The 14,531-nt window shown below is 63.7% G+C and carries 13 protein-coding genes; 8 read left to right on the top strand and 5 right to left on the bottom strand.

All coding sequences use genetic code 11. The annotated features are described in order from the left end of the window. Window positions 1-40 precede the first annotated feature (40 nt). Window positions 41-442: a DUF2946 domain-containing protein gene (locus PI87_RS14900; RefSeq protein WP_039598482.1), complete on the bottom strand. Its 402-nt coding sequence runs from the start codon at window positions 440-442 to the stop codon at window positions 41-43. Between the two features lie 176 nt (window positions 443-618). Between PI87_RS14900 and PI87_RS14895 the strand changes: the two genes are divergently transcribed. Then, window positions 619-1,809, top strand: coding sequence for a hypothetical protein (locus PI87_RS14895; protein ID WP_039598481.1), 1,191 nt, complete (start codon window positions 619-621; stop codon window positions 1,807-1,809). 3 nt (window positions 1,810-1,812) lie between these two features. Here the strand turns inward: PI87_RS14895 and PI87_RS14890 are convergent, their stop codons facing one another. Both PI87_RS14890 and PI87_RS14885 read right to left on the bottom strand, forming a co-directional pair. Further along, entirely contained in the window at window positions 1,813-2,733 is a 921-nt protein-coding gene (locus PI87_RS14890) for an alpha/beta fold hydrolase (protein WP_039598480.1), read from the bottom strand. A 36-nt stretch (window positions 2,734-2,769) separates the two neighbouring features. Then, window positions 2,770-4,299: an MFS transporter gene (locus tag PI87_RS14885; RefSeq protein WP_232314000.1), complete on the bottom strand. Its 1,530-nt coding sequence runs from the start codon at window positions 4,297-4,299 to the stop codon at window positions 2,770-2,772. A 113-nt stretch (window positions 4,300-4,412) separates the two neighbouring features. On the opposite strand from PI87_RS14885, the gene PI87_RS14880 reads away from it, so the two are divergent. Continuing rightward, window positions 4,413-5,024, top strand: coding sequence for a TetR/AcrR family transcriptional regulator (locus PI87_RS14880; RefSeq protein ID WP_039598479.1), 612 nt, complete (start codon window positions 4,413-4,415; stop codon window positions 5,022-5,024). Window positions 5,025-5,073: 49 nt separating this feature from the next. Beyond that, entirely contained in the window at window positions 5,074-6,084 is a 1,011-nt protein-coding gene (locus PI87_RS14875) for a TraB/GumN family protein (RefSeq protein ID WP_039598478.1), read from the top strand. A 20-nt stretch (window positions 6,085-6,104) separates the two neighbouring features. On the opposite strand, the gene PI87_RS28560 is transcribed toward PI87_RS14875, so the two are convergent. Beyond that, window positions 6,105-6,413, bottom strand: coding sequence for a DUF1272 domain-containing protein (locus tag PI87_RS28560; protein WP_084209971.1), 309 nt, complete (start codon window positions 6,411-6,413; stop codon window positions 6,105-6,107). 112 nt (window positions 6,414-6,525) lie between these two features. Between PI87_RS28560 and PI87_RS14870 the strand changes: the two genes are divergently transcribed. From PI87_RS14870 to PI87_RS14850, 5 genes are all read left to right on the top strand, one after another. Then, window positions 6,526-6,858: a YnfA family protein gene (locus PI87_RS14870; protein WP_039598477.1), complete on the top strand. Its 333-nt coding sequence runs from the start codon at window positions 6,526-6,528 to the stop codon at window positions 6,856-6,858. A gap of 155 nt (window positions 6,859-7,013) precedes the next feature. Beyond that, window positions 7,014-7,328: a hypothetical protein gene (locus tag PI87_RS14865; protein ID WP_039598476.1), complete on the top strand. Its 315-nt coding sequence runs from the start codon at window positions 7,014-7,016 to the stop codon at window positions 7,326-7,328. A 1,111-nt stretch (window positions 7,329-8,439) separates the two neighbouring features. Beyond that, the gene (locus PI87_RS14860; protein ID WP_039598581.1) at window positions 8,440-10,242 is read left to right on the top strand and encodes a S10 family serine carboxypeptidase-like protein; all 1,803 of its coding nucleotides are present in this window, start codon (window positions 8,440-8,442) and stop codon (window positions 10,240-10,242) included. Window positions 10,243-10,262: 20 nt separating this feature from the next. Further along, window positions 10,263-10,652: a hypothetical protein gene (locus tag PI87_RS14855; protein WP_039598475.1), complete on the top strand. Its 390-nt coding sequence runs from the start codon at window positions 10,263-10,265 to the stop codon at window positions 10,650-10,652. 171 nt (window positions 10,653-10,823) lie between these two features. Beyond that, on the top strand, window positions 10,824-12,974 hold the full coding sequence (locus PI87_RS14850; RefSeq protein WP_039598474.1) for an ATP-dependent helicase: 2,151 nt from the start codon (window positions 10,824-10,826) through the stop codon (window positions 12,972-12,974). Here PI87_RS14850 and mdtD read toward each other — a convergent pair whose 3' ends face one another. After that, window positions 12,975-14,483 carry a multidrug transporter subunit MdtD gene (mdtD, locus tag PI87_RS14845; RefSeq protein ID WP_442965492.1) on the bottom strand — a complete coding sequence of 503 codons (1,509 nt, stop codon included), beginning with the start codon at window positions 14,481-14,483 and terminating at the stop codon, window positions 12,975-12,977. It lies immediately after the preceding gene. Between the last annotated feature and the right edge of the window lie 48 nt (window positions 14,484-14,531).

The following is a 14,531-nucleotide window of genomic DNA, read 5'->3' as shown; positions in this document are numbered from 1 at the left end:
CAGACGCAAAAGCGCCGCGAGACTCACTCCCGCGGGCGCGTCAGATCGACAACGGCGGAGAAACCGGTGGCGCGCGCGATTCGGCCACGCGCAGCGCACTGCGCGCGTACACCGGCGCCGGGCTGGCCGGCTGCCGCACGCGATAGACGAAATAGGCGGAAGGAACATCCAGCGCCGGCAATGATGCCAGCGCGAACCCGGCAGCAAACCCCGGGCAGTACAGACAGTGCGCCACACTATGGTGGGCGGCCGAATCATCGGCGGTGCCATCGCCTTGCAGGTCGATGGTGACCTGCACCGTGCTGCCATGCGGGGCCGTTGCGCTACACAGGTCGACGGCGAGCGTGCCCGTAGCTGCCGCGCGAGCGGAAGCGAGCACCGGCGACAGTACATTCAGTACGATCGCAAGCCAGACGAGGGGGAGCCAGCGGCGATGGAGCATGGGGCGCAACGATGGAATCCCGGGAGTATAGCGGCGCACAAGGTTCCCCGTTTTGCCTGCGGCGTAGTGCCGCGCCATCACAAATCACGCAGATCGGGTTGCAATCCGACCGGGATTATCCTTAATTATGGTTCTGACTATAATTTATACCGCAATCCATAATCGAACCTAAAGCGATGGCATCCACCGATTCAGACACTGACACCGGCCGCTTCAACTTCCACCGCCAGGACCTCGCCCATACGCTGTGCGACAGCCTGGAGGGCAAGGGCCTGGCCGACGCACGCTCCGGCCTCTTCCTGTCCGCACCCCGGCGCACCGGCAAAAGCACGTTCCTGCGCGAAGACCTGGTGCCCGAAGTCGAGCGCCGCAAGTGGATCGCCATCTATGTCGACCTCTGGGCCGACCGCGCCCGCGACCCCGGCCTGCTGATCGCCGATGCCATCAAGTCCAAGCTGTCCGAATTCGACGGGCCGATCGCCAAGCTGGCCAAGCAGGCCGGCATGGAGAAGGTGGACGTGCTGCGCACCTTCACGTTCAACCTCGGCAAGATCGGGTTGCCGCCGGGCATCACCCTGGCCGATGCCTTGGATGTGCTCTACAAGGCGGTGCAGCGGCCCATCGTACTGATCATCGATGAGGCGCAGCACGCGCTGTCCACCGAGGCGGGCACCAACGCCATGTTCGCGCTCAAGGCCGCGCGCGACCAGATGAACCAGGGGGTAGAGGACCCACGCCTGTTCCTGGTCTTCACGGGCTCGAACCGCGACAAGCTCGCCAACCTGCTGCTCAATCGTACGCAGCCGTTCTTCGGCTCGCGCGTGACCAACTTCCCGCTGCTGGGCCGTGCCTATGTGTCGGCCTATACCGCGTGGGTCAACCAGCACCTGGCGCCCAACAACCAGTTCAAGGAAGACGACATCTTTGCTGCCTTCCAGTTGGTCGGACATCGGCCGGAGATGCTCAAGGGCATCGTCAGCGAGATCGCGCTGGAGCTGGGCGAGGCCGCCAGCCTGGGCGAACTGCTCAAGCGCGGCGCACAGGGTTTCCGCGACCGCATCTGGGGCGAGATCGAGAGCGAGTACAGCGCCTTGACCGAAATCCAGCGCGTGGTGCTAGCCGTGTTGATCGAGCGCGGGCAAGGCTACTCGCCCTTCTCGGAAGACGCGATGAAGGCCTACGCCGCGCGCTTGGGCCATAGCGACTTCTCCACCGCCACGGTGCAAGCCGCGCTTGACGCGCTGCGCGACAAGAACCTGATCTGGAAGGAATCGCGCGGCGCCTATGCGCTGGAAGACGAAAGCCTGGCGCTGTGGTTTCGCGAAACGCGCGGTGCACACGCCGTGCCGCCGCGCTTGAGCAAATAGCCGTCAGGTCTGCTGCAGGAACGCCGCAACGAGCGCGGCGATCGGTTCCGGCGCGTCCTCCAGGCTGTAATGCCCCACCCCGTCCAGCTTGTGGACAGGCGCCTGCGGAAACAGCTCACCGAACAGCGGCAGAAAGTGCTCGGCATGCAGCGTACGGTCCGCCATGCCCCAGATCGCAAGCGCCGGCTTGGACTGGATGGCCTGTTTGGCAACCGCATCGGGCATCTCGAATTGATGTGCGTCGGTGGCAAACCCCTTGGCCCAGCCGATCGCACCGGCACATTCGGCCGGCGTGGCGAACGGCGCGCCATAGGCACGTAGCCACGTGTCGTTGATGCGCGCGTGATTCTCGAAGCCATTGAGCTTGAGCGTGCTGAGGATGTTGTAGCCAAGCTCGCCCAGCACGGGTTCGAGACGCCCTTCGGATTGCGCCTTCACGATCCACTGGAACCAGGGCGACACTTGAACGTTCGCGGTCAGCCGCTCGACCAGACTGGCTTGCCCGAAAGGCGTCGGGCCGTTGATGGAAACAACACGGCGGATGCGGTCAGGATGGCGTGCCGCCAATCCCATCCCAACCGGCCCGCCAAAGTCGTGCATGACCAGCGTGACATCACACAGATCCAGCGCCAGCACGAAGCGCTCAAGGTTGTCGACGTGGTCTTGCAGCCAATAGCTGCGGTCTCGTGGCGTGGCGCTCTTGCCAAAGCCCATGTGGTCGGGCACCACCACGCGATGCGTCTCACGCAACGCGGCAATCAGGTGCCGGAACAGGTAGCCCCACGTGGGCTCGCCGTGCAGGCACAGGATGGCTTGCCCATCGCGCGGGCCTTCATCGACGTAGTGCATTGGGAAACCTGGAGCGTCCGTGAAGTGCGGGGCGTACGGGAACGTGCCGTCCAACGTATCGCTGGATTGGAGCATGAGGTGCCTCGTTTTGGGTGGAAAGAATGGAACGTGTTACAGCGAGTCCGCTGCGACCGACAGCGCAGACTGAGAACGCCCCAGCAGCCCCCAGACCACCGCTGCCGACACAACGGACACCACGGCCAGCGCGTGCGCGAGCTGCGCAAAGGCCGCGCCATACGCCGACGTGAGCATCGGCCCCGAGCCTGCCGGTAGTAGCGCCAGCGCCGCTGGAACATTGCCCATGGCCGTGCGGTGCGCAGCCTCCATCCACGTCGCCGCGCTTGCTGCGCCGGACGTGCCCGTCTGCGCAACGATCAACGCGCTGAGCGCCGCGCCCACGACCGCCAGCGCAATGGCCTCGCCAGCCACCCGGGTGGTGCTGAAGATGCCGGTCGCCATGCCAGCGCGCTCCTTGGGCACCACGCTCACCGAGAGGCCATCCATCAGCCCCCAAGCAAAGCCGGTGCCGAAGCCCGTGATCAGCATCGGGGCGATCCACGCAGTGGCGGATGCACCCGGAGCGACCTCGCCCAGCCACCAGAAACCCACCGCCGCCACCAGCAGCCCCGCGCAGGTGAGCGTTGCAGCAGACCACCGATGCGCCAGTTGCACGGCCAGCAGCGGCACCACCAGCAAGGGCAGCGACAGCGCGATCATCGTGATGCCGGCCTCGGTCTCGCCCTGCCCCTCGATACCGATCAGGCGCGCGGGCAACACGACCAGCATCACCACATAGCAGGCGGTTGCAATCGGCAGGAACTGCACGCCGACGAAGCGCCGGAAGCGGAACAGCGACAAGTCCAGCATCGGCCGGGCCACGCGCTGCTCGATGGCGATGAACACCACCAACCCGATCACCGCCGCAGCAAACAGCATCAGCACCACGCCATCTGCCCAGCCGCGCTCGGGCGCCTCCATCAGCGCCCAGGTCAGCAGGACGAGCGTGGCCGTGAAGCTGGCCGCACCGGCCCAGTCCACACCGCGTGCATTGGGGTCGCGCGTCTCACGCATGCGCGGCACGCCAAACACGAAGGCGAGCGCGCCCACCACCGCGCACAGCGCGAAGATCGCGCGCCAGCCTGCCGCCTGAATCAACGCCCCGGCAATCAGCGGCCCGAAGGCCAACCCCACGCCGAACGTTGTGCCGAGCAGGCTGAAGGCGCGGATGCGCGCATGCCCGTCAAACTCCTGCGCCAGCGCCGCCGAGCCGCCGGCCATCGACATCGCAGCCGCCACGCCCTGCAGCGCACGCAGCCAGCCGATCGCCGTCACGCTGGGCGCTACCGCCACACCAATCGACGCGAGCACGAACAAGGCGATGCCGCTGGCAAAAATGCGCTTGCGCCCAAATGCATCGGCCATCGCCCCCGCCACCATCAGGCAACTGCCGAAGGCCAGCATGAAGCCGTTGACCACCCAGTTCAGCGCCGTGGCACTGCCGCCCAGCGTGCGCCCGATGGCCGGTGTTGCCACCGCTGCGCCGGTAAATGACAGCGGCAGGATCAGCCCCGCCATGCAGACCGCTGCCAGCACCAGCCAGCGCCCGGTGGGCTCCAGGTGTTGTTGTGTCGTTGTATTCAAAGGAGCAGCCCCTATTTATGTATCGGTCGATATACAAATTAAGGGCACGACACGGCAGGCGTCAAGGATTAATATATTGCCCAGTATAGAAATAGGGATTTCAAGGATTCATCATGGCGACACGCGGACGCCCCCGCACTTTTGATCGCGACGCAGCCCTGCGCCAGGCCATGACCGTGTTCTGGGCACGCGGCTACGAAGGCACCACGCTCGACGACCTCAAGGCGGCCATGGGCGGCATCACCGCGCCGAGCTTTTATGCCGCGTTCGGCTCAAAAGAGGCGCTCTTTCGCGAGGCGATCGCGCTGTACCGGCAGACGGCGGGCAGCACGACGGTCATTGCGCTGACTGAACCCGCCACCGCGCGCGAATCGATCGACGCACTCCTGCGCAGCAACGCCCTCGCCTTCAGCCAGCCAGACGCGCCGCGCGGCTGCATGGTCGTGCTCGGTGCACTACTGTGCTCGGCGCCCAACCAGCAGGTGCAGGAAGACATGCGGGCGATCCGGCTGGAGACCATCGACGCCATCCGCGCCCGCATCCGCCGCGGCATCGATGAAGGCGATGTGCCGGCCGCCACCAACGCCGACGCGCTGGGCGGCTACTACGCGACGGTGCTCAATGGCCTGTCGATCCAGGCGCGCGATGGTGCACCGCGTGAAGCGTTGCTCTCCACTGTCGATTGTGCGATGGCGGCATGGGACGCGATGGTCAGCGCCCGCTAAACTGCAGGCAGCACACTCACAAAATCACAAGATTTCTCGGGGAAGAGTCATGGCACGCAACCGCACCCTGTGGCGCACGCTCGCGGCGGCGCTCTGCCTGTTGTCGGGCATTGGCACCGCCACCGCGCAAGACGCATCACCGCAAACCGCAAATCCTTGCCCGCCGCCCGCGGCGGACTCCATCCCCAAAGACGGCTGGGCTGCCGCCGCCCAACGCGCCACCGATCACGGCCTGCTCTGGCGCATCGAAAAGGACGGCCACACCTCGTGGCTGTACGGCACGATCCACGTAGCACGCGCCGACTGGATGCTGCCTGGGCCCACGATTCGCGATGCGCTCAAGCACAGCGATGCAGTTGCGCTCGAACTCGACCTGCTCGACAAGGAAAGCAGCCGCAAAGCGTTTGCAGCGCGCAAGACCAAGAGCGATGTGCGCCTGGTAAGCGGCCGCCGCGGCGAGCGCCTCGACAAGCTGATCGCCGCCGCATGCCTGCCCGATGCCGCGCTCACGCAGATCCGCAAGTTTCAGCCGATCATGCAGCTCGCATCGCTGTCGGCACTGGGGCTACGCGCCGATGGGCTGTATCCCGATTTCGGCATCGACCTGTTCCTGACCACGTACGCCAACAGCGTGCATGTGCCAATCGTGCCGCTGGAAACCCTGGCCGACCAACTGCGTGTGCTGGATGAAATCGTGCCGAAGAACGAGATGGTGCAGCAGTTCGACACCGAACTCGACGCCATTGAATCGGGCGAGGCGCGCACGCAAACCCTCACGCTCGCCAATGCCTGGGCAGATAGCGACCTCAGTACGCTGGAGCGCTATCCGCAGTGGTGCGATTGCCTGAAGACGCCGTCGGACAAGCGCGCCTTCAAACGTCTGGTGACGAACCGCAACCGCGCCATGGCCGACAACCTTGCCAAGGTGCATGCGCGCGGCCAGCGCGTATTCGGCGCAGTGGGCGCGCTGCACATGATCGGCCCGCAAGGCCTACCAGCACTCATGGCTGCGCGTGGGTTTACGGTCACACCGGTGTTGCCGCCAGCGGCTTCGCACTAACCCGCGTCATGCGCTAGGCGCTAGCGCTTCTCCGGCGGAGTCACCCCAACGGCCGCCGCCAATTGCGCGTGCGCGGCCAGGTCAGCCGGCCGATGTTTGATCGTTGCGCTGGCCGGATGGTTACTGAGGAAATTGCCGTTCTTCCAGTCCCGAGATGGGCGAATCGGCCGCGCAGTGAAACCCCCACCGCAGTTCGGGCACACGTTGCCGAACACACCCTCCGCACAGGTCACGCAGAACGTGCATTCAAAAGAGCAGATGCGGGCGTGGGTGGCGTCGGGTGGCAGTGCGGTGTTGCAGTGTTCGCATGTCGGCCGGAGTTCGAGCATGGGGTCTCCCGATATCGTTGTTGTTGGACGAGACCGCAACGATACCGAGAAACCACCACGCCCGCGCGTGCCACAATCAGCACCCTCTTCCTGATCACCTCGGTACCGCCCCTTGGACTTCCTGCGCATCGCCCTCCTGTTTGCCATCACCGCACTGGCGGAAATTGTCGGCTGCTATCTGCCGTGGCTCGTGCTGCGGCAAGGCAAGCCCATCTGGTTGCTGCTGCCGGCAGCGGCGTCGCTCGCACTGTTTGCATGGCTGCTGACGCTGCATCCCACGGCGGCCGGGCGAACATATGCGGCATACGGCGGCATGTACATCGCCGTGGCGCTGGTGTGGCTGCGTCTTGTCAATGGCGTCTCCCTTACCCGCTGGGATATCGGCGGCGCGACCATCGCGCTGGTCGGCATGGCGGTCATTGCACTGCAGCCGCAGGCAAATTGATCGATCGCGCGCGATCTTTACGCTTTCCTGACAGAAACGGAACCCTAAGCCGCCGCTATGATTGGAAGAGGGATCATTGCAACCGGCAACCGAGTTGTCAGTCAGCGCAGCCGGGTTGCCGTCAATTCAGTCCTTTTTATCGATGGAGGGCCCCGATGCCTGCCGCAATCCTCAAACATCTTTTCGTGGCATCGGCGTTGATGTCTGCTGCGATGACCGCTTCTGCGCTAACCACGTCGTCCGCCACGTTCTCCGACCAAGAGCTTCAGGCGATGCTTGCGCAAAGCCGGCCCGCGCAAACCAGCCCAGCCCAACACGCAAACCCGGCCGCGCAAGACCGATTGCGCGTCGGCTTAAGTGACCCCGACACGAAACTCGTCTTGCCCTGGTTCCTGGCGGAAGTGGTGGATGCCGTCAATCACCGCACGTCATGGCGCGAGTTGCCGAAGAACCTGCGGGACGGCCTCTAAGCACCTCGTCCCTTTGCGTTTCGTTTCTCCTGCACATTGGCATCGATTGGCATCTCGTCATCGTCGATGCCGATGACGGGCCACCCGGGCCCCGCCATATTCCCTCCCCCACGCACGCGCCCCACACGCACCAATTGTGGGCAACCTCGTCTCGCCTGCGCCCTTGCAAGACCACACCTCCATCCGATTCAATTTACGTCAATAGAGATAGCAATAATTTCTCTATCAAATCGTTAAAAAACTTCGGCACGACCTTCTTGGATGGTGTAATTCTGATAAACCATTTATCGCAATCAGATCGATTGATTGAGCTGAGCCGCCAATCGCTCATAAAAAGGGGGCTTGAAGCACCCGCTTAAGTGGATGAAAAATTGTTCGTGTAATTTTCCGTAAACATGGAATCCGCATCAAAATTACAAAGCCGAAAAATAGATGCGGCACTCCATTGACACGGCAAATTTTGCCTCTATGATTCAACCACTCTTTTGACGCCAGTTTGACGGCGGGAACCGAGCAAAACACTCACAAGGTGTATAAAACGGCCACATAGAAACACCCCCACAATGGCCCGACAACTATCCTGATCCGGGAGACAGCATGTTGTCTGCAAGATTGCAATACAGCGATGGAACACGAGCACAACCTGGGCACATAACGCGAAACGACTCACACGCCCAGACGCAATCAGCGCCGCACCATTCCTGTGCGCCTGATGCTTTATCGGGAAATGACAGCCTCATCATGCCGCGCAATTGCGCTGCTCCGGCCGCCACAGATGGCGGCGGTGGCGCCAACTCACCGCCGGTAGCCGCCATCGACCTCATCATCTCCAAGCCGCCACCCTCCAGTGGCCGCGGTTGGACTTAGCGCCTTTCAACGCAAATCAGGAATGCTTTTTCGAATTTCTGATTTACGTGAAACCCGCCGCTAACGCGCCGATCGCATCATTCAGATTATTGGTAGATTTTTCTATCGCTTTTGATTAGCGAGGCGGAATCGTTTTTTTGATTTCATTCGCGATATTAAGCGCGTGGATTAATGCCGCCTATTGTTTGATGATTTCTCCGCCAAGCGGCTTTTTGTTCGTATCTCATCAATGACAGGGATGCAAATGAAACCAAACCGTAGTTCCAGTGGTTATGTCCTTCGCCGTTCTCCCGCGTTCGGGCGGCTGGTCGGCGTCGGCGCGCTGCTTGTCGGCGTATCGCTTGTCACCGCGTGCGGTGGCGATGATGGCAGCCCCGTCGCATCCGCGGCGAGCGCAAACCAAGTGGATGTGAGCGCGAAGACGGTAACGGGCAACCAGCCGTATGTTGACCCTATCGCCTATTCGGGCAATGCGACGGATAGTCTGGATGTGTCGCAGGTGTCCGAGAATGCGGCGGTCATGCATTACCAGTGGACAGCCGGCGCCACCCCGGTGAACTACACCACGACGACTGGCCACCTGACTGCATCGGACGCCAGCGGCAACCCCGAGGCCACGATGTCATATGTCGCGTACACGGCGCCCAGCAGCAACGGGCAGCCGCGGCCGGTGACCTTCTTCTATAACGGTGGCCCGGGTTCCTCGTCGATCTGGCTGCGCCTGGGTTCGTTCGCACCCACGCGTGTTGCAACGCCAGATCCGCTGCTGACCAACTGGCCGAACTACACCCTCGTCGATAACGCGGAGAGCCTGATCGCCACCACCGACATGGTGTTCATCGACCCGCCCGGAACCGGCCTTTCCGAAGCGATTGCGCCGAACACCAACAGCTCGTTCTGGGGCAGCGATGTCGACGTCAACGTCATGCGCGACTTCATCCAGCGCTACCTGACCGTCAACAGCCGCAGCAGCTCGCCCATCTATCTGTACGGTGAGTCGTATGGCACCCCGCGCACCAACATGCTGGCGCTTGCGCTGGAAACGGCGGGCGTACACCTCACCGGCATCGTGCTGCAGTCGTCGATCCTGAACTACTTTGCCGATGCGGTTGAAGCCACGGCCATCGAGAACTCAACCGCAGGGTTGAAGCTCGCGACCGATACGCTGGTGGGCTACTACCCGGGTTATGCCGCGGTGGCGTCGTACTTCAATCAGGTCTCGCCTGCCCAGCCGAGCCAGTCGACATTTGCGACGCAGTCCGAGCAATTCGTCACGAACAAATACAGCACGTTCAAGACGTACGCCAACTCGTGGGCGCTCAGCCAGCTGGGTTCTCCAAATGCGCTCGGCACGCCGAAGTACCCGTCCAAGTCGACGCTCGCGTCGTGGGAATCGCCATCCGGCCTGACGCTGCAGGCGTTGCAGGGCTACTTCAGCAAGACGCCGTTCCAGACAACGCTCCTGCCGGGTACCACGATTGGCCGGTACGACGGTCGCGTTTCGCTGCCGAATTCGGATTCGCGTCTGGCCAGCGATGGAGACCCGTCGGACATTCTGATCTCGCAACCTTTCACCACCGCGTTGCAGACGCAGATGCCAAACTACCTGGGCTATTCGGCGCCCAACGCAACGTTCTTGCCGCTGAACGACAACATCATCGGCTCGTGGGATTTCTCCCACAATGGCCAGCCGTTGCCGGACACGCTGCCTGACCTGCTTGCCGCGATCCAGATGAACCCGCAGTTGAAGGTGCTGGCATCCAACGGCTACCACGACCTCGCCACACCGTTCTTCAACACCGAGAAGCAACTGGCGCGTCTGCAAACCGTGTCGGGCCTGAACCCCCACCTGCAGGTCACCTTCTACCAGGGCGGTCACATGATCTACCTGGATGACGTGGCCCGTCCGCAGATGAAGAGCGATCTCGTGGCGTACTTCGGCGGCCAGTCCATTCCGTCTGCATTGACGCTGGCAACGCTGCCCGCGCCGTGGGCGGACGAGAACCCAGCCGGCACGCCAACACTCACAGCACAAGCTGCGCACTAATCTTGATTGAAGGAGTGATCATGTCCCCTATCAAAATGCTGCCGCCGATTCTTCTCAGTGTGCTCGGTGTGCTGGCCAGTCAGGCGTATGCCGCACCGACCACCCAGGCTGTGGCCCCAGTGACGCTGCCCAAGGGCGGCCACGGCGTGGATGGCCCGTTCTTTCCGGCCAACAAGCCAGCGCCCGCCGCAGCTTCCACTGGCACGCAGTTGCAGCAGGAAGCCAATCAACGCCTGACCGAACGGCTGAGCACAAACTCGGCGCTGAGCAGCGGCGGCGCCATCACGAAGGCGCAGGCGCAAGCCAGCGGCCTGGGCTACGTGGCCAAGCACTTTGACCAGATTGATACCTCGCATTCCGGTCAGGTCACGCTCAAAGATGTGCAGCGCTACGTACAGCAGCGCCACTAATCACCACCACGTCTGACGCACGCAAGGCCGCCCAGCAGGGTTGCCTTGCTGCGTGAACACTTCGGTGGATGTCGCACCCGTTGCCTGGGTGCGGCACCCACCGTCTCCGTCTTCACGGGCAGGCACTACAGTGCTGTATATTCATACAGTTATTTTCTGTGACGTCCCGCCGTGCCCGCTGCCGCCCCCACCCCTGACACCACCAGCGCCCAGACTGCCCCGGGCTATCTGGCGCAACTGAACGACCAGCAACGCCAGGCGGTCGAGTTCGGCATTTCTGGGGCAGATGCCGCCGAGACCGGCCCGCTGCTTGTGCTGGCCGGCGCTGGGTCGGGTAAGACGCACACGCTGGGCTGGCGCGTCGCGCATCTGGTCGCCAACGGAGCAGACCCGCAGCGCATCCTGCTGCTGACGTTCTCGCGCCGCGCCGCGAGTGAATTGTCCAATCGTGCCGGTCATCTGCTTGCGCGTGCCATGCACGGCGAGCGCACTAACAGCGCGCTCAATGCGGCCGGCACGTCGTACCAGACCACCCTGCCCTGGGCCGGCACTTTCCACGGCATCGGTGCGCGCCTGCTGCGCGAGTACGCCGAACGCGTCGGCCTCGCGCCCGACTTCACCATTCACGACCGCAGCGATTCCGCCGACTTGCTGAACGTCGTGCGCCACGAACTGAACCTGTCGACCAAGGAACGCCGCTTCCCGCTCAAGCAGACGTGCCTGGCCATCTACTCGCGCGCCATCAACGCTGAAAGCCCGCTGAACGCCGTGCTCAAGCACCACTTTCCGTGGTGCGCGATGTGGGAGGCGCAGCTGCGCACACTGTTCGACGCCTACGTCGAAGCCAAGCAGGCGCAGCACGTGCTCGACTACGACGACCTGCTGCTCTACTGGCACGCCATGGTGTCCGACGCTGAACTGGCGGCGGAGATCGGCGCGCGCTTCGACTACATCCTCGTCGACGAATACCAGGACACGAACCGGCTGCAATCGTCCATCCTGCGTGCGCTGCGCCCGGACGGCCGCGGCGTGACGGTGGTGGGTGACGACGCGCAATCGATCTACGCGTTTCGCGCAGCGACGGTGCGCAACATCCTCGACTTCCCGCGTCATTTCTCGCGGCCCGCGCACACGGTGCTGCTGGAGCGCAATTACCGGTCAACGCAGCCCATCCTCGATGCGTCCAACGGCGTCATGCGCTTTGCCACCGAACGCTTTGCCAAGACGTTGTGGACGGATCGTGCGTCGACACATCGACCACGTTTGATCTCGGTGCGCGATGAGGCCGAGCAGGCGCGCTGCGTGGCCGAGCAGGTGCTGCATCAGCGGGAAGGTGGCCTCGCGCTGAAATCACAGGCGGTGCTGTTCCGCACAGCCAGCCACAGCGCGCCGCTGGAGATCGAGCTCACCCGCCGCAACATCCCCTTCGTGAAATACGGCGGGCTGAAGTTTCTCGAAGCATCGCACGTGAAGGACGTGCTCTCGGTGCTGCGCTGGGCCGAGAACCCGCGCAACCGCATCGCCGGGTTTCGCGTGATCCAGTTGCTGCCGGGCGCCGGCCCTGCCACGGCGGCACGCGTGCTCGACGCCATGGCCGAAGCGGTGGACCCGATTGCCGCACTGCTTGCCTACGAGCCCCCCGCCCGCCTGGCCGGTGACTGGGCCGCGCTGATGACGCTGATGCAACTGCTGCGCACGCCGAAGGACAGCCTGGCATGGGCCAGCGAACTCGAAGCCGCGGGCGCTTGGTACACGCCGCACATGGAGCGCCTGCACGACGATGCCGCCGTGCGCCAGGGCGACCTGGACCAACTCGCCCGCATGGCCGCCACCTATGCCACGCGCGAGCGCTTCCTGACCGAGATGACGCTCGACCCACCGGAGCTGACCAGCGATGAATCCGGCGCCCCGTACCGCGATGAGGACTACCTGATCCTCTCCACGATCCATTCTTCAAAAGGGCAGGAGTGGAAAGCCGTGTACGTGCTCAACGCCGTGGACGGCTGCATGCCTGCCGACCTGGGCGCCGGCTCGCACGAAGAGTTGGAAGAGGAACGCCGCCTGCTCTACGTCGCCATGACGCGCGCCCGTGAACACCTGGACATCCTGGTGCCGCAGCGTTTCTACGTCACGCAGCAGACGCCGAATGGCGATCGCCACCTCTACGCTTCGCGCACGCGCTTCATTCCGCCCGCGCTGCTGCCGCTGTTCGAGGCCTGCGCATGGCCGCCGCCCGAGCCTGGTGCGGACCCGGCGGCCGAAGCACGCGCCGCCGCCAAGGTGGACCTCACCAAGAAGATGCGCGGCTACTGGCAGAAATAGTCACTCGACGTCCACTTCGGCGCGCTTGAGCACCTGTGCCGGCTCCGCGTGCGAGAGCTGCGCAAAGATCCACGCTGCCGCGCTGGTCATCACGCCCACGCAGATGAAGGTCTTGTGGAACGCGGCCAGCGTGTCGTGCCCTTCGGGCCCGGCGGTAAAGTCGGTAAAGCCCGTCAGCAATGCGCCCGCCGCCGCCACACCCAGACTCATCGCCAGCATCATCACCATCGAGAGCATGCTGTTGCCCGAACTGGCATGCGGCCCGTTCAAGTCTTTGAGCGTGAGCGTGTTCATGGCGGTGAACTGCATCGAGTTGAAGGTGCCGAACAGCGCCAGTTGCACGATACGCACCCACAGCGGCCAACCGGGCGCCACCAGCGCAAAGCTGGCAATCATCAGCCCTTGCAGTAGCGTGTTGGCGAAGAGCATGTCGCGATAACCGTAGCGCTTGATGAGCCAGTTGCCCAACGGCTTGGCCGCCATGCCCGCAGCCGCCACCGGCACCATCATCAGCCCGGCCTGCAATGGCGAATACCCCAGGCTCACCTGCAACAGCAACGGAATCAGAAACGGCATGCCGCTGCTGCCGATGCGCGCAAACAGGTTGCCGAGAATGCCGATGGAAAAACTCGGGATGCCGAACAGCGAACGCGGAAACAGTGGCCCCATCACCCGGCCCGCATGCAGCCAATACGCCGTGAGCGCCGCCAGCCCAAACACCAGCAGCACCAGCACCGTGGCGTGCTGAAAGCCCAGTTCCGAAAGGCCGTCGAGCGAGAACGACACCGCCGCCATGCCAAAGGCCAGCATCAGATAGCCCGACCAGTCGAAGCGGCTGTCATCGTCCGCGCGCACGTCGGGCATGACCTTGAGCGTGACCATCGCGCCAACCACCCCCACCGGAATGTTGATGAGGAAGATCCAGTGCCACGACACTGCCTGCACCAGCCAGCCGCCCAGCGTGGGGCCGATCAGTGGGCCGATCAGCCCAGGGATGGTGACAAAGCTCATAGCCGCCAGAAACTGCTCGCGCGGCACCACACGCAGCACCGTCAGCCGCCCCACGGGCATCATCAACGCGCCGCCGACGCCCTGCACCACGCGCGCGATGATCAGCATGGTCAGGCTGCGCGACTCGGCGCACAGCAATGAGCCGACCGTAAAGAGAAAGATCGCCACAAAGAACATGCGCCGCGTGCCGAACCGATCGGCCAGCCAGCCCGAGGCGGGCATCAGCATAGCGGTCGTCAGCGTGTAGGCGATGATGACCGACTGCATCTTCAGCGGGCTCTCCGACAGGCTGCGCGCCATGGCCGGCAATGCCGTATTGACGATGGTGGAATCCAGCGTCTGCATAAAGAGGCCAACCGCCACCAGCCAGAGCAACGGTTGGAGGGACTTGTCGACGGAAACGGAGGTGGACATGGCAGGCAGTGGGCGGCGGAACTTCGTATGGCGCGGTACGACAGGGCGAGCCGACATTGTGGCGTGCGCGGCGCAGGCTCGCAAACAATGTCACGCGCCGGTCACCCTACAGCAAACGCGGGCACCGAGTTG

The organism is Ralstonia sp. A12 (assembly GCF_000801955.1).
Classification (GTDB): Bacteria; Pseudomonadota; Gammaproteobacteria; order Burkholderiales; family Burkholderiaceae; genus Ralstonia.
The sequence above is the reverse complement of the archived record's forward strand: the minus strand, read 5'-3'. Positions and strand labels throughout refer to the sequence as shown.

What these genes read in the sequence shown, in the direction of transcription:
- PI87_RS14900 (WP_039598482.1), bottom strand. Translation starts at nt 442, where the DNA reads ATGCTCCATCGCCGCTGGCTCCCCCTCGTCTGGCTTGCGATCGTACTG.
- PI87_RS14890 (WP_039598480.1), bottom strand. Translation starts at nt 2,733, where the DNA reads ATGCTCCAATCCAGCGATACGTTGGACGGCACGTTCCCGTACGCCCCG.
- PI87_RS14855 (WP_039598475.1), top strand. Translation starts at nt 10,263, where the DNA reads ATGTCCCCTATCAAAATGCTGCCGCCGATTCTTCTCAGTGTGCTCGGT.
- PI87_RS14880 (WP_039598479.1), top strand. Translation starts at nt 4,413, where the DNA reads ATGGCGACACGCGGACGCCCCCGCACTTTTGATCGCGACGCAGCCCTG.
- PI87_RS14860 (WP_039598581.1), top strand. Translation starts at nt 8,440, where the DNA reads ATGAAACCAAACCGTAGTTCCAGTGGTTATGTCCTTCGCCGTTCTCCC.
- PI87_RS14895 (WP_039598481.1), top strand. Translation starts at nt 619, where the DNA reads ATGGCATCCACCGATTCAGACACTGACACCGGCCGCTTCAACTTCCAC.
- PI87_RS28560 (WP_084209971.1), bottom strand. Translation starts at nt 6,413, where the DNA reads ATGCTCGAACTCCGGCCGACATGCGAACACTGCAACACCGCACTGCCA.
- PI87_RS14875 (WP_039598478.1), top strand. Translation starts at nt 5,074, where the DNA reads ATGGCACGCAACCGCACCCTGTGGCGCACGCTCGCGGCGGCGCTCTGC.
- PI87_RS14865 (WP_039598476.1), top strand. Translation starts at nt 7,014, where the DNA reads ATGCCTGCCGCAATCCTCAAACATCTTTTCGTGGCATCGGCGTTGATG.